Here is a 17,803-nt window from a genome sequence, read left to right on the forward strand (position 1 = left end):
GGTTCATGGTTGCCTCTTGATGGTTCGCAATTCGAGCAACAAAGCGGTTTCGTCGGCCTCGGGGTTGGCGAGTTCCCCCAGGAAATGGACCCGCCCAAGAGCCCACAGGGCGGTGGCGTAGGCGGCCATCGAGACCGACGGGTCGCCCGCCTCGATACGCCTGAGGGTAGGAATGGATATTTGCAGGCGCTGGGCGAAAGTGGCGAGAGATTCCTTGCGGCGCTTTCTCGCGACGCGAATGTTTTCCCCGAGCGTGCGCAAATTGCGCTCGACCGGGGCGGGCAGCATGGCTTTGGCGTTGGAGTCTTTTGACATGTACATATACTTGCATGAATACGGCTTAAAATGCAAACATATGTTCAAAAACAGGATTTTGGCTTAATTCGGTCGCTGCCGGTGGCGACGATGGTTGGCTTTGTCAGGCACGGAATGAGGCGATTCACCCGAATGGTTGTTGCCAAACGCGGCGCGCCATTCATCATCCCGCCGGCATCCCCTCGAGCACCCGAGCGGCGTCGAGCAAACCACCCAGCATCCGGTCGGCCACCTGCTGCGAAAAGCCGGCCGGCAGTTCCGCTTGTACTTGTGCCACCGCGCCGGGCGTTCGTGCGATCAGCTCCTGAAGCAATGGCTCGGCGTTTTCTCCATAACCGACTTTTCTCGCCGTGCTGTTGAAGTGCCGGCGCTGGATTTCGTGCATGCGGTAGTGGCGGTTCTTGCCCAGCAGCGCCATCGCCAATTTGAGGTCCTGCGCGGCCCATTGGTTGGGGCCTTCACCGATGACTGGGTAGGCGGACATCACGTCGTACATCGGGGTGAGCCGAAAGCCGCCTGCTGCGCCGGGCTGCGGCTGAATGCTGAAGTTTTTGGCATGGCCGTCCGGCGCGCGCAGCATCCAGAACAGGATTTGCGAGGCCATGAGGGTGCGCAGGTCGCGCCCGGCATCGAGCGACTGCTGCACCAGGGTGAACAGTTGCATGAGGCCCGGCCCGCCTTCGTTCTCGTACTTGACCAGCGGCGATGTTCCGGTGGCCTGGCAGAAGTCTTCCTGCACGCGCCGAAAGAGCCGCGTGCCGTCGGACGACACCGAGCGATCGAATCGCTCGACGACGAGCACGCGCAGTTTGCCAAACGTGGCGATGCGGGCTTCGGCCGTGGGCAGGCCATAGGCCTGGAGCAAGCGAAGGCATAGCCACTCGTTGTCCACCGAGGTGGTGAAATCTGCCTGCCGGCCGCCGACCAGGCCAAGGGGCAGCTTGAAGATGTGTGTGGTGGGCGTCGCGCCGCGCGGCTTCAGCCACTTGCCGCCCCACCATAGAAAGGCGTCCTTCTCCTGGGCGCCGGCGAGCGAGATTCGGAAGTCGTCGTCCGGGTCCCGCGCGCCGGCAAACCGGTCGGGAGTGGCGACTTCAAGCAGGTGGCGCTCGATGGCTTCGTCGTCCACGACCACGCCGTCGATAACGTCGACACCGGAAGGCGTCTCGCCTTCCGGCAGGAGTTGCAGTGCGCCCACGCAATCGCGCCCGATGGCGCTCAGCAGGTCGAAGGAGTCGATGGAGCCCGTCTTGAAGCGGGCCGCAACACGCTTGCGGATGGCGTCGCTGTCTGGCAACAGGCCGTCGAAATAGTGAGCGACGTTGCCGCCTTTCAACGGTTCATTGTTGAGGTTGAACGGCAGCGACAAAGATATCGGCCGGCCGCGCGCGGAGGCGAGCCACTGTGCGGCGTATTGCAGTTCCATTTCGCCGCGGGCGGTGATGGTCCAGCGTCCGACGTGCTCTCCGTTGGCCCAGAGCGTCAGCGTTTGGCTATGCGAACGGCGCCCCATGTCACCACTCCGTCGAGGGAGCCGATTCGAGACTCTCCCGCTCACCCAGGCGCAAACTGAGGCCAACGGCCGCGCACCAGCCAAGCAATTGCTTGAAACTCATTTCGTCCGGATGTTGTTCCAGATAGGAGACGCGGTTCTGACTCAGGCCCAATCGCGCCGCCACCTGCGCCTGCGTCAGCTTGCGGCGTTTGCGGGCAACCTTGAGCAATTGGCCAAGCTGCAGGGCGGTCAGCAACGGTTGCGACGGTAAGGTAGGAGACATGGCTTGTATCCGAAATTCAGCTATTTTTATTTTAGCTGGTTTTCAGATATTTGAAAGATATCTGTTATTCAGATATTTATTGAATAGCTGAATAGCAGATAAACGGGACTCATTGGCCGGGCTTGTTTCAGCGCTTGGTTGTGCGGCTTTCTGGCTTGACGTGTCGTTGGCCTTTGCCTGGCGCCAGCCGGGTTATAGATTTCCGTTCACCCATCTACCGACGCTTCGAAGCGGAAGCTCTGCTTCAGGTCGTTCATCCAGGACGGCTCAATCAGCTTGTCATGTTGTAACCGCCCGACCACGATGCCTGGGTGGACACCAATCCGCGCCGCAAAATCGGTAACGGCCGTTCTGGTTTTGAGGTTGGCCAATGTTTGAACATGTTGCGGGGGAATCAACCAGTTTCCGGCCCACTCGTTGGCTTCACGCTCACGAGGGTCGCTGGTGCGCGCGGCGTTGGGGTCATCCAGGAAAATGGATTTCTTGTCTTCCTTGCTGTTCGCATGTAGCAGTATGTGGGCTGCTTCGTGGAAAAAACTGAACCAGAATTTGTCGTTGGTTTTTCCGTACAGCGACAGCTGTATCAAAGCTCGCGTCGGGTTCAGCCAGCGAGCCACGCCGCTCACGTGCGCCCGAGGAATGGCTGGCACCAGAACCAATAGCACGCCGGCACCGTGCAGCAGCGTGCGCATTTTCGGCTCGAACACGTCGGGCGGCTCGCAGGTCATGCCGCGAATCATGTGTAAAGCCTTCTCGAAACTCACCTTGTCGTACTTGGGGCCATCGAGCTTTTCGGCCTGTTGCTCACCAAGACGCAGCCAAGCCGAGATCGCACCCACATCGCTTTGGTCTGCACGGCTGCGGCGGAAAGCCACCTGCATGCCGCCGTAGTGAGCACGCCACTCGTCAGGCGAGGCAACTCCGAAGAAGCGCAAGCAACTCTCGACCAGACCGGGTTTATGTCTGCTATCCAGACGTTGCTTCGGAATAGCCGCGCATGCCATCAGCTCCTTAATCGGCAGCTCTTCCAACCAGGAAACCCAGCCGGCATGGCGCTGCGCAGCTTCAAGTCTGGCTTTATGCTTTTGGTAGTTTGCTTCGAGCGTTAGCCAAAAATCCATGGTGCTGCCCAGCACACGTTCCAGGCGCTGCGCTGCATCCACGGTAAGCGGCACTTTGCCGTTGATGAGCTGGCTGATATGTTTTTCGCTATAACCCAGACGCTGCGCCAATTCCGCCTGTGTCCAGCCGCGTTCGTCGGCAATATCCAGAATTGATTCGCCGGGGGGCAAGGCCCAGTCTGGAGCAAAAGGGGCTCTGGGTTCAGTCATGATAATCCCCTATGTATTCAATGTTGATGATCGTAACCTCGGACCATTCAACGCCGCCGTCAGGGCGTAAGGGGCACGGGTCATGATCGGGGGCGAAAACCAATCTCCAGCCACCGGCAAGATCAAGCGCGAACTGCCCGAGACGATCTCCCTTGAGAGGATGAGGATTGCCGGCGATCAGATCGGTGACACATGCAGCCGCTTCGAGCGCCGCCAACCGTACCTTCAGCTTACGTGCAGAGGCCGTTCCGAGTTTTTTCTCGGCGACGGCCTGTTTTTCACACAACTCGCGGACTTTCTTGTCCTTGTACCGAATTTCCAAGGCGTCCTCATCTTATCATTCTTTACCTAATAGGTAAATTTCTATATCGACCAACGACTGCTGCGCATTTTTTTGATCAAGATAGAGGCCTGGGTGAATGCCGCCCTGTCGGCAAGCGTCCCGCGAGCAGCTCGAGATGTGCTGCAAGCTGCCGCAAAATGCCCCGACCTTGCCTTACCGATACCCGCTGCCACAGAGCCTCCTCGAATCGGTTTGCTTAGGCAGTCGTCCAGTATATTTTTGCTTAGGGATGCTTGAAATGAGAAGTTGCCTATCAGGACGATGGCATCAGGCTTTTGGAAATCGGCGTTGCGACTTACCGCCGATGGACTTCGTTTGAACTATCAGAAATATCCAGCGAGTTGCCTCACACAGCAACTCGCCGGATGCGGGGTTTCTTCACCCGTCAAACATCAATATTCCCCGCCCGTAACGCATTCGTCTCGATGAACGCGCGGCGCGGTTCGACGTCGTCGCCCATGAGGGTCGTGAAAATGCCGTCGGCGGCGATGGCGTCTTCGATTTGCACGCGCAGCAGGCGGCGCACGCTGGGGTCCATGGTGGTTTCCCACAGCTGTCCGGCGTTCATTTCGCCGAGGCCTTTGTAGCGTTGCTTGCTGACGTTGCGCTCGGCGTCGGCGAGCAGCCAGCGCATGGCGCTCTTGAAGTCGGTGACGGCTTGCGAGCGCTCGCCGCGCTTGATGGTGGCGCCTTCGCCGATGAGGCCCTTGAAGGTTTGCGCGGTGGTGGTGAGCTGGCGGTAGTCGGCCGATTGCACGAAGTCGTCGTCGAGCACGCTGACCTTGACGTTGCCGTGGCGGCGCCGTTCGATGCGCAGCGCGTGGGCTTCGCGAACGTCGTCGTAGGTGGCGCGCACGGTGATCTCGGGCTTGAGCGGGTCGCCGTTGAGGGCGGCTTCGAGCGCCTTGGCGGAGGCTTCGGCGGCATCCTGGCTGTCGAGGTGGATTTCAATGCCGTCGGTGATGGCGCCCAGCGCGGCCGCGTCGATGACGTGGCCGACGCGCCCGGTGACGGCTTCGGCGAGCAGGTAGCTGCGCGCGAGTTCGCCCAGCGCTTCGCCGGTGATTGGGGTGGCGCCGGTGTTGGGCAGCAATTCGGCGCCGTTGAGCGCGAGGCGCAGCATGTGCGCGTTGAGCTCGGACTCGTCCTTGATGTAGCGCTCTTCCTTGCCGTGCTTGATTTTGTAGAGCGGCGGCTGGGCGATGTAGATGTAGCCGCGCTCGATGAGTTCGGGCACCTGGCGGTAGAAGAAGGTGAGCAGCAGGGTGCGGATGTGCGCGCCGTCGACGTCGGCATCGGTCATGATGATGACGCGGTGGTAGCGCAGCTTGTCGATGTTGTAGTCGTCCTTGCCGATACCGCAGCCGAGCGCGGTGATGAGCGTGACGATCTGCTCGCTGGAGATGAGCTTGTCGAAGCGGGCCTTCTCGACGTTGAGCACCTTACCGCGCAGCGGCAGGATGGCCTGGAATTTGCGGTCGCGGCCCTGCTTGGCGGAGCCGCCGGCGGAGTCACCCTCGACGATGTAGATTTCGCACAGTGCCGGGTCTTTCTCCTGGCAGTCGGCGAGCTTGCCGGGCAGACCCACGCCGTCGAGCACGCCTTTGCGGCGCGTCATTTCACGGGCGCGGCGCGCGGCGTCGCGAGCGCGGGCGGCTTCGATGATCTTGCCGCAGATGATCTTGGCGTCGTTGGGCGTCTCCTGCAAGAATTCTTCGAGCGCCTTGGCGACGTATTCCTCGACCGGCGCGCGCACTTCCGACGAGACGAGTTTGTCTTTGGTCTGCGAAGAAAACTTGGGCTCGGGCACTTTCACCGACAGGATGCAGGTGAGGCCTTCGCGCATGTCGTCGCCAGCGGTTTCGACCTTGGCTTTTTTGGCGAGCTCGTGCTCTTCGATGTATTTGTTGATGACCCGCGTCATGGCCGCGCGCAGGCCGGTGAGGTGCGAGCCGCCGTCGCGCTGCGGGATGTTGTTGGTGAAGCACAGCACGTTTTCGTTGTAACTGTCGTTCCACTGCATTGCTACTTCCACACCGATGCCGTCGCGCTCGCCGATGACGTGGAAGATGTTGGGGTGCAGCACCGCCTTGTTCTTGTTGATGTATTCGACGAAGCCCTTGACGCCGCCGGCGAAGGCGAAGTCGTCTTCCTTGCCGGTGCGCTGGTCGACCAGACGGATGCGCACGCCGTTGTTGAGGAACGACAGTTCGCGCATGCGTTTGGCGAGGATGTCGTAATGGAATTCGACGTTGCCGAAGATGGTTTCATCAGCCAGGAAGTGCACTTCGGTGCCGCGCTTGTCGGTGTCGCCGATGATCTTGAGCGGCGAGACCTGCACGCCGTTCTGCTCCTCGACGATGCGCTCCTGCGGGATGCCGCGATGGAATTCCATGAAGTGCTTCTTGCCGTCGCGCCGCACGGTCAGGCGCAGCCAGCTCGAGAGCGCGTTGACGCACGACACGCCCACGCCGTGCAGGCCGCCGGAGACCTTGTAGCTGTTCTGGTCGAACTTGCCGCCGGCGTGCAGTTCGGTCATGACGATTTCGGCCGCGCTGCGCTTGGGTTCGTGCTTGTCGTCGAACTTGATGCCGGTGGGCACGCCGCGCCCGTTGTCGAGCACGGAAATGGAGTTGTCGGCGTGGATGGTGACGAGGATGTCGTCGCAGTAGCCGGCGAGTGCTTCGTCGATGGAGTTGTCGAGCACTTCGAACACGAGGTGATGCAGGCCGGTGCCGTCGGAAGTGTCGCCGATGTACATGCCTGGCCGCTTGCGCACCGCTTCGAGTCCTTCGAGGATTTGAATCGACGACGCGCCGTAGCTGGTCGAGCTGGTGTCGGCTTGCGGGTTTTGCTGTTCGCTCATGAGTATCTTCCGGTTTACTGCGGTACTACGAAACTTCAGAAACGCCGAAGGGGCGTCGCGGCCCCTTCGGTCGTGCGTGCTGCGCGCGCTCAGATGCGCATCGGCATGACGACGTATTTGAAGTCGTTGTTGTCGGGCAGGGTGATCAGCGCGCTGGAGTTGGCATCGCCGAAGCTGATCTGGATGTTTTCGACTTTCAGGTTGGACAGGACGTCGAGCAGGTAGGTGACGTTGAAGCCAATGTCGAGGGCATCGCCGCCGTAGTCGATTTCGAGTTCTTCCTGCGCTTCTTCCTGTTCGGCGTTGTTGGCGGTGATCTTGAGCAGGTTGGCCTCGAGCATGCAGCGCACGCCCTTGAATTTGTCGGAGGTGACGATCGCCGCGCGCTGCAGCGCGCGCTGCAGTTCTTCACGGCCGATCACGAAGCTGTTTTTGTAGCCCTTGGGAATCACGCGCGTGAAGTCGGGGAATTTGCCCTCGACCAGCTTGGAGACGAGCTCGACCTGGCCGAAGGTGAATTTGACCTGGCTGGGCGCGACGTCGATCTTGACCGGGTCGTCGATGTCTTCGAGCAGGCGTTGCAGCTCGAGGATGGTCTTGCGCGGGATGATGACTTCCTGGCGCGCGAGTTCCTGGTCGGACGCGGTGCTGCAGTAGGCCAGGCGGTGGCCGTCGGTGGCCACGGCGATGATCTGCTTGCCGTCGACCACCAGCAGCATGCCGTTGAGGTAGTAGCGGATGTCTTGCTGGGCCATCGCGAAATGCACCATCGCCAGCAGCTGGCGGAAGGTCTTTTGCGGCAGCTCGAAGCTCGCGCCGTAGTCCTTGGCCTCGGTCACCGTCGGGAAGTCTTCGGCGGCGAGCGTCTGCAGGGCGAAGCGGCTCTTGCCGGCCTGCACGGTCAGGCGCTTGTCGGACAGCGACAGCGAGACTTCGCTGTCGGGCACGTTGCGCAGAATGTCGAGCAGCTTGCGCGCGGCCACGGTGGTGGCGACGTCGCTGGCCCCGGCGCCGCAGTCGGCGCGGGTGGTGATCTGCAATTCGAGGTCGGTCGAGAGGAAGGATATGTCTTGGCCGGTCTTGCGAATCAGAAGATTCGCCAGGATCGGCAGGGTGTGGCGGCGTTCGACGATGCCGCTCACGGTTTGCAGTGGCCGCAGCAGGTTATCCCTTTGGGTTTTGACCAATTGCATATATATCCTTCGTAATAAGTAATAGTGTCCTGCAAAAGCGTTGGAAAACCGCTATTTTCCCTTTCGCTTCAAATAATTGCCAATCGGATAACTGGTCGGACAAGAGGCCGCACAGCGTGTGGGGAGTTTGTGGACGCAACCCGTATTGTGCCCCAAAAGGCCGTTTATTCACAAAAGCTCCCCTGCTTATCCCCAGGCCTGGCCGCCGCCTCCGATCATCCCTTCAAGGTCTGCTCCAATACGTGCAATTCGTGGTTGAGCTGCGCGTCCTTGCCGCGCGCCTCGGCCATTTTGCGCACCGCGTGCAGGACGGTGGTGTGGTCCCGCCCGCCGAACAGCTCGCCGATCTCCGGCAGGCTCTTTTGCGTCAGTTCCTTGGCCAGATACATGGCGATCTGGCGCGGCCGGGCGATGTTGGCCGGCCGCTTTTTCGAGTACATGTCGGCGACTTTGATGTTGTAGAAGTCGGCCACGGTTTTCTGGATGTTTTCGACCGAGATCTGCCGGTTTTGCACGGTCAGGAGGTCTTTGAGCGCCTCCTTGGTGAGCTCGATGGTGATCTCGCGGCCGTGGAATTTCGAGTAGGCCAGGATCTTGCGCAGCGCGCCTTCGAGTTCGCGCACGTTCGAGCGCAGGTGCTTGCCGACGAAGAAGGCGACGTCTTCCGAGAGCGCGACGCCCTCGGCCTGTGCCTTCTTGATCAGGATGGCCACGCGCATTTCGAGCTCGGGCGGCTCGATGGCCACGGTCAGGCCGGAGTCGAAGCGGGAGATCAGGCGGTCGTCGATACCGGTGATTTCCTTCGGATAGGTGTCGCTGGTGATGATGACCTGCGCGCGGTTGGCGATCAGCGCCTCGAACGCGTAGAAGAATTCTTCCTGGGTGCGGTTCTTGCCCGAGAAGAACTGGATGTCGTCGATCAGCAGCAGGTCAAGCGAGTGGTAGTAGCGCTTGAATTCGTCGAACGCCTTGCGCTGATACGCCTTGACGACGTCGGAGACGTACTGCTCGGCGTGGATGTAGCGAATGCGCGGGTTCTGCTTTTCCTGCAGCAACTGATTGCCGATGGCGTGGATCACGTGGGTCTTGCCCAGCCCCACGCCGCCATAGAGGAACAGCGGGTTGTACGAGGTGCCCGGATTGTTGGCGACCTGAATCGCCGCGGCGCGCGCGAGCTGATTCGATTTGCCGGTGACGAAGTTGTCGAAGGTCAGCGCGGAGTTGAGCTTGGAACGCTCGTAGATTGCGTCGATTTCGGTACGATTTTCCGACGAACGCGGTTCCTGGGGCGTTACACGCCAGGCGCGGCGCGCCATTTCGGCTTCGTTGGCGCCCACGTCGGGCAACTCGCCGGCGAGTCCGGCGGCGTCGATGGCCGACGGGCTCATGGGTGCCGGCGCCGGCGCGCTGGGCCGGCCGGCCGGCGCACCCCGCTGCCCGGCCTTGGGGTCGAGCACGAACAGCACTTCGACCGGCTCCTGCCAGAAAGCCGCGGCCATGTCCTGGATGCGGCCGGAGAATTGATTCTTGACCCAATCCAGCTTGAAACGATTCGGCGCGGCAATACGCAGCGTGCGCGCCTGCTCGTCGAACTCGAGCGGCGCCAGCGGCTTGATCCAGGTCCGATATTGCTGCGGCGTCAGTTCTTTTTCCAGACGCGTCGCGCAGTGTTGCCAGAATTCGTTCATTTATTACTTATAGGAGGGTTGCGCGTGCTTTTGCCTCAGGCGCCCAATCAGTGCCGCCACCGCGGCACGACGCCAGGCCGGCCCATGACGGCCGACGGCATGGCGCGCCGCGAAACACCCGTGGTGCCGCGCGCGCAAAAAGGCCGTCCGCCGCGCAAAAGCCGCGCAGCCGAATAACTCGGTCAAACGTGATGGGGTCGATTTTAACGCCAAAGACCCCGCGCGGGGACGTTATCCACAGGTCTAAATCCATTTTCCGTGCACCCGCGCCAGCACGGGCTCTGCGCTAAGCTCTTGACACATAATGGAAAAAAAGCTTAAATAGCTGGTTCTGCAAAAATATAACGGATACCCATCCGGCCCTGGCCGGCGGCGCACGCCGCCTTCGATGGCCTTTGCCACGGCGCTGGGCCTTTTTAATTAGTGAGTCATCATGAAACGTACTTATCAGCCTTCCGTCACGCGTCGCAAGCGTACCCACGGTTTCCTGGTCCGCATGAAAACCCGTGGCGGGCGCAAGGTCATCAGCGCGCGTCGCGCCAAAGGCCGTAAGCGCCTGGCTGTTTAAGCCTGATTCCGTGTTGATTTGTGCGCGGAGCGCTTGAAAACCTCCGCCGGCTTTCCGAAAGCTGCGCGGCTTCTGAAAACGGATGAATTTTCATCCGTTTTTAGTTTGCGGCCCTGGCGCCGGAGCTTGCATTTCGTGCTGTACATGCGTCAGCGCGAAGCGCCGGGGCCCGACGGCGACCGCGCTCGTCTGGGGGTCGTGGTCGGCCGGCGCCACGCGCCGCATGCGGTGACCCGCAATCTGATCAAGCGCGCGGCGCGAGACCTGTTTCGGCTGCGTCAATCCGGTTTGGCCGGCTGGGATCTTGTGCTACGCTTGCAACGCCGTTTTGAGCCTACGGAATTTCGCGCCGCCTCGTCGGCCGCGCTCAGGACGGCCTGCCGGGCTGAATTGGCGTCGCTTTTCGAGGCCGCCGCAGCCCGCGCGGCGCGCGGCACCGCCCCAGCCGAGGCTGGCGGCCCTCCGAGCAAATCCAGCACTCCCCCGACACGGCCGGATTGATATGCGAACCCTATTGCTGTTGCTTTTGCGATTCTACAAGCTGGCCATCAGCCCCTGGCTGGGTGACCGGTGCCGCTTTTATCCGAGCTGCTCGGATTACGCGCGCGAAGCGATCGAGACGCACGGCCCGGCACGGGGAACCTATCTCGCGGCGTGCCGTCTGTGCCGCTGTCATCCGTTTCACCCGGGCGGATGCGACCCTGTTCCGCCCCCTCGTCAAGCGAAAAACGCCGCGCCGCGCAGCAGCACGACGTCGGATCCGAAGCACGGCTCGCACCGTCTTCCCCACCGCTTTTTCTGATTACGTCCAACAAGAGATCGCTCCATGGACATCAAACGCACCGTACTCTGGGTCATTTTCGCGTTATCGCTGGTCATGTTGTTCGACAACTGGCAGCGCTTTCACGGGCACCCGTCGATTTTCTTCCCGACCATGCAGGACACCGCGTCGAGCTCGTCGGCGCCGGGCGGCGCATCCGGGGCCAACGCGGCCAATGGTGCCAACGCGCTGCCGCAGGCCGGCACTTCGACGACGGCTGCCGCGCCGGGCAATGCCCCGGCCACGGCTGCCGCGACGCATGGCCAGAATCTCAAGATCCAGACCGATCTGTACGATCTGAACATCAATACCGAGGGCGGCACGCTGACGTACCTGGCGCTGCGCAAGTGGTCGGACAAGACCGAGCCCGGCAAGCATGTGGTGTTGTTCGACCAGTCCGCCACGCATACGTATCTGGCGCGCACCGGCCTGATCGGCGGCGATTTCCCGAATCACAACGATATTTTCACGGTGGAACCCGGCCCGCTGACGATGACCGGCGACACGCTGAACGTGCGGCTCGATTCGCCCGTCAAGGATGGCGTGAAGCTGGTGCGCACGTATACGTTCAAGCGCGGCAGCTACGTGATCGACGTGCAGAACCAGGTCGTCAATACCGGTACGAAGCCGGTTAGCCCGGTGCTGTATATGGAACTGGTGCGCGACGGCTCGCAGATCGCCGGCCCGAAATTCTCGCACAGCTCGTTTACCGGACCGGCGATCTACACCAACGCCGACAAATTCCAGAAAGTGTCGTTCAAGGACATCGGCGAGGATAAGGCGCACTACGCGAAGAGCGCCGACAACGGCTGGATCGCGATGGTGCAGCTGTATTTTGCCTCGGCCTGGGTGCCGAAGCAGGGCTCGCCGCGTGACTACTATATGGGCAAGCTGGGCCCGGACCTGTATCGCGTCGGCATGAAGGAGCCACTGGGCACGGTGGCGCCGGGCGCGACCGAAACTGTCGACGCGCGCCTGTTCGCCGGCCCGCAGGAAGAGCACATGCTCGCGCAGATCGCGCCGGGCCTGGACCTGCTCAAAGACTACGGCTGGTTCACGATTCTCGCCAAGCCGCTGTTCTGGCTGCTCTCGAAGCTGCATGCGCTGATCGGCAACTGGGGTTGGGCGATCATCGCGGTGACGGTCATCCTGAAGCTGGTGTTCTTCCCGCTGTCGGCTGCCAGCTACAAGTCGATGGCGCGCATGAAGGTGATCACGCCGCGCATGCAGGCGCTTCGCGAGCGCCACAAGGGCGATCCGCAGAAGATGAATGCGGCGCTCATGGAGCTGTACAAGACCGAGAAGGTCAATCCGTTCGGCGGGTGTATCCCCATCGTGATCCAGATTCCGGTATTCATTGCGCTGTACTGGGTGCTGCTCTCGAGCGTGGAAATGCGCGGCGCGCCGTGGCTCGGCTGGATTCACGATCTGTCGGCGCAAGACCCGTATTACATTCTGCCGGTGCTGATGGCCGTGTCGATGTTCATCCAGACGCGCCTGAATCCGACGCCGCCCGATCCGGTGCAGGCCAAGATGATGATGTTCATGCCGCTGGTGTTCTCGTTCATGTTCCTGTTCCTGCCGTCGGGCCTGGTGCTGTATTACGTGGTCAACAACATTCTGTCGATCGCGCAGCAATGGTCGATCAACCGGATGCTGGGGCAACACAAGACGAAGAAGGCGACCTGAGGCCGGTTTGCGCCTGAGCCGACCGAGCGCCCGCGATGCAAGTCGCGGGCGTTTTCCATTGGCGCGCTATGTCACAATGACTTTTACGATATCGATTTGCACCACTTGATGGCTCCCTTCAACGAACCGCCGATTGCCGCCATTGCCACCGCCCCGGGCCGCGGCGGCATTGGCGTCGTGCGTGTCTCGCTCGGGCGTGCGGGCAGCGCCGGGGCCGAGGCGCTCATGCATGCGCTGTGCGGCCGCCTGCTGAGCCCGCGTCATGCGAGCTTTCTGCCGTTTCTCGATGCGCAGGGCACGCCGCTCGATCAGGGCATCGCGCTGTATTTTCCGGGGCCGAATTCGTATACCGGCGAAGATGTGCTCGAATTCCAGGGGCACGGCGGGCCGGTGGTGATGCAACTGCTGCTGCAGCGCTGCCTCGACGCCGGCGCCGGGTTTGGCGTGCGGCTGGCCGAGCCGGGCGAATTCACCCGGCGGGCCTTTCTGAACGACAAGCTCGATCTGGCGCAGGCCGAAGCCGTGGCCGACCTGATCGAGGCCAGCACCGAGGCAGCGGCGCGCTCGGCGAGCCGCTCGCTGGACGGCATCTTTTCGCGCGAGATCCATGCGCTGGTCGACGCGCTGATTCAATTGCGCATGCTGGTCGAGGCCACACTCGATTTTCCTGAAGAGGAAATCGACTTTCTCCAGCGCGCCGACGCCCTGGGCCAACTTGCGCGCATTCAGGAAAAGCTCGCGCAGGTGCTGGCCGATGCGCGGCAAGGTGCCCTGCTGCGCGAAGGCCTGAACGTGGTGCTGGCCGGCCAACCGAACGTGGGCAAGTCGTCGCTGCTCAATGCGCTGGCCGGTGCCGAACTGGCCATCGTCACGCCGATCGCCGGCACCACGCGCGACAAGGTGCAGCAGACCATTCAGATCGAGGGCATCCCGCTGCACATCATCGACACGGCCGGCCTGCGCGAGACGCAGGACGAGGTCGAGCAGATCGGCGTGGCGCGCAGCTGGCACGAAATCGAAAAGGCCGACGTGATTCTGCATCTGCTCGATGCGCGTGAGGGCATGACGCCGGCCGACGCCGAGATCGCCGCGCGTTTTCCGGCCGGCATTCCGGTCGTGCGGGTGCTCAACAAAACCGATCTCACCGGGCAAGCGCCTGGCGTCGCGGCGGCCGACGCCGGCACGCCGCTCTCGCTGCACCTCTCAGCCAAGGCCGGGCAGGGCATCGACCTGCTGCGCGCCGAGCTCCTGAAAATCGCCGGCTGGCAAGCCGGCCACGAAAGTGTCTTCCTCGCCCGCGAGCGCCATCTCACCGCGCTGCGTCAGGCACGCGAACACCTGGCCGTCGCCGCGGCTCACGCGGCGCAAAACGCCCAGGCGCTCGATTTGTTCGCGGAAGAATTACGCCTGGCCCAGGAGCAACTCAACAGCATTACCGGCGAATTCACGCCGGACGATTTGCTGGGCGTGATTTTCAGTCGGTTCTGTATCGGTAAATAACACCTTTTTTTGCCGCGCAGCTTGCACGGTGCCACGCGCCTTTGGCCGTGTTGGCGCCGCCAAGGGCGACGAATCCGTCGGGCGGCGGTAAGATGGCAATAAAAAAGGAGCCCTCCGATGCGACTCTTTTTCGCCCTGTGGCCGAACGACGACTTGCGCGCCGCGCTGCATAACCTTGCGCGCGAGGCGCAAATCGAGTGTGGCGGACGCGTGATGCGCGCCGAAACGCTGCACCTGACGTTGATTTTTCTTGGCGAGGTCAGCCCCGCCGCGCTGCCCGCGTTGCGGGAAATTCAGCGCAATACGCCGCTGCCGCCCTGCTCGCTCACGCTCGATCTGCTCGGCTATTGGCCGACCAATCGAATCGTGTGGAGCGGCGCGCGCTCGGTGCCCGAGGAGTTGCGTGCGACGCGCGCGCGTTTGCTGCAGCAATTGCGCGCCCATGGCCATCGCCTCAGCGGCGCGGGCTTTCATCCGCATGTGACGCTGCTGCGGCATGCCCGCCGCGCGCCGACCGAGTTGGTGCGGCGCACCTTTATCTGGCCGTGCTCGGATTACGTCCTGGTTCATTCGATCACCACGCCGCGCGGACCCATCTACCGATTGCTGCCCGACACCTTGCCGATTGCTCCCGTGACGAACTGAGGTTTGCGTTATATTTGAAGCATCGCAGTTTTAAGGGAGAAGGTGCCATGCAAGTAGGCTCCATCGTGAAATCCAGTCATATCGCCGTGCCGCAAGGCGCGGTCGGAATCGTCACCCGCATTCTCGGCAACATGGCGATGGTGCGCTGGTATGCTGGCCAGCCGGGCGCTTCGCGCGAATTGAACACCGAGCCGTTTTTCCTCGAGGATCTCGAGGATACCGGCGACATTCTGCCGGCCGGCGCCAGCCTGACGCTGCAATAAATACGTAACGAAGCGGTCATTACGGTCCTTCCTTTTTCGGTCAACAATGGGCTCGGCGCGGTGTATCGCGCCGCCCGCCTGCAAAAAATTATTAGTGGTTTGACTCCAACCCGGGCGAGCGTCATCGGGCCACAATGTCGGCCTGGATAATTTGCGCCCGGTGACGGGCCCGTCGTTGGAGTTCCATCGCCTATGTCCGATGTAGCCATGCCCACCGCTGGATCGTCGTCGCCTGCCTCGCCCACCCGCCTGCAAGGTGGCGCGCTGGCGTTGCTGACCGTCGGCCTGGCACTGGGCACCTTCATGGAAGTGCTCGACACGTCGATCGCCAACGTCGCCGTGCCGACCATCGCCGGGAGCCTGGGCGTGTCGAACAGCGAGGGAACCTGGGTCATCAGTTCCTACGCAGTGGCGGCCGCCATCGCCGTGCCGCTGACCGGCTGGCTGGCGCGCCGGGTGGGCGAGGTCAGGCTGTTCGTCTCGGCCGTCGCCCTGTTCACCCTCGCCTCGATGCTGTGCGGCCTGGCGCCGAACATGCAAACCCTGGTGGGGTTTCGACTGCTGCAGGGCCTGGTGTCGGGGCCGATGGTGCCGCTGTCGCAAACCATTTTGCTGCGCAGCTTTCCGGAGGACAAACGCGGCCTGGCGTTGGGGCTGTGGGCGATGACGGTGATCGTCGCGCCGATTTTCGGGCCGGTGGTCGGCGGCTGGATCACCGACAATTACACGTGGCCCTGGATCTTCTATATCAATGTGCCAGTCGGCATTTTCTCTTTCGGCACCTGCCTGGTGCTGCTGCGCGGCCAGGAGACGAAAACCGAACAGTTGCCGATCGATCTGATCGGCATGGCGCTACTGGCGGTTGGCGTGGGTGCGCTGCAAATGATGCTGGACAACGGCAAGGATCACGACTGGTTCAACTCCACGTTCATCGTCGTGCTCGCCGTGACCTCGGTGATCTGCCTGTCGGTGTTGCTGATCTGGGAGATCACATCCGATAAACCGATCGTCGATCTGACGCTGTTCAAGGACCGCAATTTCGCGCTCGGCGTGATCGTCACGTCGTTCGGCTATATGACGTTCTTTGCTTCGGTGGTGATTTTTCCGCTCTGGCTGCAAACGGTGATGGAGTACACCGCCGGCCAGGCGGGGCTGGCCACTGCGCCGGTGGGGCTGCTGGCGCTGATTCTGGCGCCGATCGTCGGCAAGAATATGGAGCGGCTCGAGCTGCGCGCGGTCGCCTCCTTCGCCTTTGTGGTTTTTGCAGTGGTGTCTTTCTGGAACTCCGGCTTCGCGCTGAACATGACGTTCGACCAGGTCATCATGCCGCGTCTGGTGCAGGGCATCGGCATTGCCTGTTTCTTCGTGCCGATAACGACCATTACGCTGTCGAGCATCGACGACGATCATCTGGCCGCCGCCGCCGGCCTGTCCAATTTTTTCCGCGTGCTGTCGGGCGCGATCGGCACCGCCGTGAGCACGACACTCTGGGATGATCGCGCGATCTATCACCATTCGCGGCTAATCGAGTCGATCAACGTCTATTCGCAGCAAACCAACGCGTTTCTCGATGGCTTGCAGCATCGCCTGGGATTGGTCGGCGGACAGGACATCGGCATGCTCAATCAGCTCGTCACCCAGCACGCCTACATGCTTGCCACCAACGATATCTTCTACATTTCCGGCTACGTGTTCGTGCTGCTGGCGTTGCTGGTGTGGGCGACCAAACCCAAAAAAGGCGCCAAGCCCGCAATGGGTCATTAAGCGCGGCGGCCTGACCATTCCGGTCGATTGTGCAACATTGCGTTGCGCCGATGCGGTCGATCGGCGACGCTGCCCTTGCTATCATGTTCGCCATTCACCAAGAAAAAAAGCGAGCGGGCATGTTAGGCAGTCTGATTGCCAGGTATGGGCTGATCCTGGTGTTCGTCAATATCCTCCTGCAAACCCTGGGTTTGCCGGTACCGGCGTATCCGACGCTGCTGGTGACGGCCGCTGACGGCACTTTTGGCCCGGCGCTGATCGTGGCCGTGGCGGTGCTCGCCGCGCTCATTGGCGATACCGTGTGGTTCGCGGCGGGTCGCCGCTACGGGCACCACATTCTGCGATTTCTGTGCCGCCTGTCGCTGTCCCAGGATACTTGCGTGCGCCGCACCGAGGGGTTCATCGAACGCTGGGGCATCAAGATCCTGATGTTTGCCAAGTTCATTCCCGGCCTGTCGACGCTGGCACTGCCGATGGCCGCCGCGCTCGGCGTGCGCTGGCGAACCTTTTATCTGCTCGACACGATCGGCGCGGTTTTATGGTCGGGGGTTGCGGTGCTGCTCGGCCGCGGCTTCGCGCGAGAGATCGGACCGCTGGTGGTCGCCCTGAATTCGCTCGGACAAGGCGCGCTGGGGCTGCTAGCGATCGTTTTCGTGCTCTATCTGGGCAACCGCTGGCTCCAGCGCCACCGGTTGCTGCGCTCGCTGCGCATGGCGCGCATCAGCGTCGACGACCTCTACGCGATGATGGAAGAAGGGATCGAGCCGGTCATTATCGATGTGCGCTTGCCGACGCGGCGCCAGCTCGATCCATTTACGATTCCGGGTGCCCTGACCATCACACCCGAGCGTCTGGCCAGCCAGCTCGACACCTTGCCGCGCGACAGCAAAATCATTTTGTTCTGCAACTGCCCCAACGAAGTCTCGGCGGCAATCGTCGCGCGTGAGCTTGCCAAGCATGGCTTTGCCGACGTGCATCCGCTGCTGGGCGGCCTGGACGCCTGGCGCGCGGCGGGCTTTTCACTGCAGGCGGCGGCGTGA

The 17,803-nt window shown here is 62.0% G+C and carries 17 protein-coding genes; 9 read left to right on the forward strand and 8 right to left on the reverse strand.

What is annotated here, in order from left to right:
- Positions 1–3: 3 nt before the first annotated feature.
- From PATSB16_RS18815 to dnaA, 8 genes are all read right to left on the reverse strand, one after another.
- Positions 4–315, reverse strand: a complete 312-nt coding sequence (locus tag PATSB16_RS18815) for a helix-turn-helix domain-containing protein (RefSeq protein WP_047216754.1) — start codon at positions 313–315, stop codon at positions 4–6.
- A 163-nt stretch (positions 316–478) separates the two neighbouring features.
- The gene (locus PATSB16_RS18820; protein WP_047215541.1) at positions 479–1,828 is read right to left on the reverse strand and encodes a type II toxin-antitoxin system HipA family toxin; all 1,350 of its coding nucleotides are present in this window, start codon (positions 1,826–1,828) and stop codon (positions 479–481) included.
- A gap of 1 nt (position 1,829) precedes the next feature.
- Positions 1,830–2,093: a helix-turn-helix domain-containing protein gene (locus tag PATSB16_RS18825; RefSeq protein ID WP_047215542.1), complete on the reverse strand. Its 264-nt coding sequence runs from the start codon at positions 2,091–2,093 to the stop codon at positions 1,830–1,832.
- A gap of 206 nt (positions 2,094–2,299) precedes the next feature.
- A complete protein-coding gene (locus PATSB16_RS18830) occupies positions 2,300–3,424 on the reverse strand; it encodes a helix-turn-helix domain-containing protein (RefSeq protein WP_047215543.1) in 1,125 nt (374 codons plus the stop codon).
- Positions 3,417–3,746 (reverse strand): type II toxin-antitoxin system RelE/ParE family toxin, encoded by a 330-nt coding sequence (locus PATSB16_RS18835; protein WP_072628687.1) that lies wholly within the window; start codon positions 3,744–3,746, stop codon positions 3,417–3,419. Before PATSB16_RS18835 ends, PATSB16_RS18830 begins: the two co-directional genes overlap by 8 nt.
- 406 nt (positions 3,747–4,152) lie before the next feature.
- The gene (gyrB, locus tag PATSB16_RS18840; protein ID WP_047215545.1) at positions 4,153–6,633 is read right to left on the reverse strand and encodes a DNA topoisomerase (ATP-hydrolyzing) subunit B; all 2,481 of its coding nucleotides are present in this window, start codon (positions 6,631–6,633) and stop codon (positions 4,153–4,155) included.
- Between the two features lie 89 nt (positions 6,634–6,722).
- Positions 6,723–7,826 (reverse strand): DNA polymerase III subunit beta, encoded by a 1,104-nt coding sequence (dnaN, locus tag PATSB16_RS18845; RefSeq protein ID WP_047215546.1) that lies wholly within the window; start codon positions 7,824–7,826, stop codon positions 6,723–6,725.
- Positions 7,827–8,041: 215 nt separating this feature from the next.
- A complete protein-coding gene (gene dnaA, locus PATSB16_RS18850; protein WP_047215547.1) occupies positions 8,042–9,514 on the reverse strand; it encodes a chromosomal replication initiator protein DnaA in 1,473 nt (490 codons plus the stop codon).
- A gap of 433 nt (positions 9,515–9,947) precedes the next feature.
- Between dnaA and rpmH the strand changes: the two genes are divergently transcribed.
- From rpmH to PATSB16_RS18895, 9 genes are all read left to right on the forward strand, one after another.
- Complete coding sequence (gene rpmH / locus PATSB16_RS18855) at positions 9,948–10,082, forward strand: 50S ribosomal protein L34 (protein WP_072628567.1); 135 nt, start codon at positions 9,948–9,950, stop codon at positions 10,080–10,082.
- A gap of 33 nt (positions 10,083–10,115) precedes the next feature.
- Complete coding sequence (rnpA, locus tag PATSB16_RS18860; RefSeq protein WP_083566606.1) at positions 10,116–10,583, forward strand: ribonuclease P protein component; 468 nt, start codon at positions 10,116–10,118, stop codon at positions 10,581–10,583.
- 1 nt (position 10,584) lies between these two features.
- A complete protein-coding gene (gene yidD, locus PATSB16_RS18865) occupies positions 10,585–10,884 on the forward strand; it encodes a membrane protein insertion efficiency factor YidD (protein ID WP_047215549.1) in 300 nt (99 codons plus the stop codon).
- A 24-nt stretch (positions 10,885–10,908) separates the two neighbouring features.
- Positions 10,909–12,591 (forward strand): membrane protein insertase YidC, encoded by a 1,683-nt coding sequence (gene yidC, locus PATSB16_RS18870; RefSeq protein WP_047215550.1) that lies wholly within the window; start codon positions 10,909–10,911, stop codon positions 12,589–12,591.
- Positions 12,592–12,699: 108 nt separating this feature from the next.
- Positions 12,700–14,091, forward strand: a complete 1,392-nt coding sequence (gene mnmE, locus PATSB16_RS18875) for a tRNA uridine-5-carboxymethylaminomethyl(34) synthesis GTPase MnmE (protein WP_047215551.1) — start codon at positions 12,700–12,702, stop codon at positions 14,089–14,091.
- Positions 14,092–14,208: 117 nt separating this feature from the next.
- The gene (gene thpR, locus PATSB16_RS18880) at positions 14,209–14,736 is read left to right on the forward strand and encodes an RNA 2',3'-cyclic phosphodiesterase (protein ID WP_047215552.1); all 528 of its coding nucleotides are present in this window, start codon (positions 14,209–14,211) and stop codon (positions 14,734–14,736) included.
- Positions 14,737–14,783: 47 nt separating this feature from the next.
- Positions 14,784–14,999: a hypothetical protein gene (locus PATSB16_RS18885; RefSeq protein ID WP_047215553.1), complete on the forward strand. Its 216-nt coding sequence runs from the start codon at positions 14,784–14,786 to the stop codon at positions 14,997–14,999.
- A 192-nt stretch (positions 15,000–15,191) separates the two neighbouring features.
- Positions 15,192–16,763 (forward strand): DHA2 family efflux MFS transporter permease subunit, encoded by a 1,572-nt coding sequence (locus PATSB16_RS18890; protein ID WP_047215554.1) that lies wholly within the window; start codon positions 15,192–15,194, stop codon positions 16,761–16,763.
- Positions 16,764–16,882: 119 nt separating this feature from the next.
- Entirely contained in the window at positions 16,883–17,803 is a 921-nt protein-coding gene (locus PATSB16_RS18895) for a DedA family protein/thiosulfate sulfurtransferase GlpE (protein ID WP_047216755.1), read from the forward strand.

This window comes from Pandoraea thiooxydans (assembly GCF_001931675.1).
Lineage (GTDB): Bacteria > Pseudomonadota > Gammaproteobacteria > Burkholderiales > Burkholderiaceae > Pandoraea > Pandoraea thiooxydans.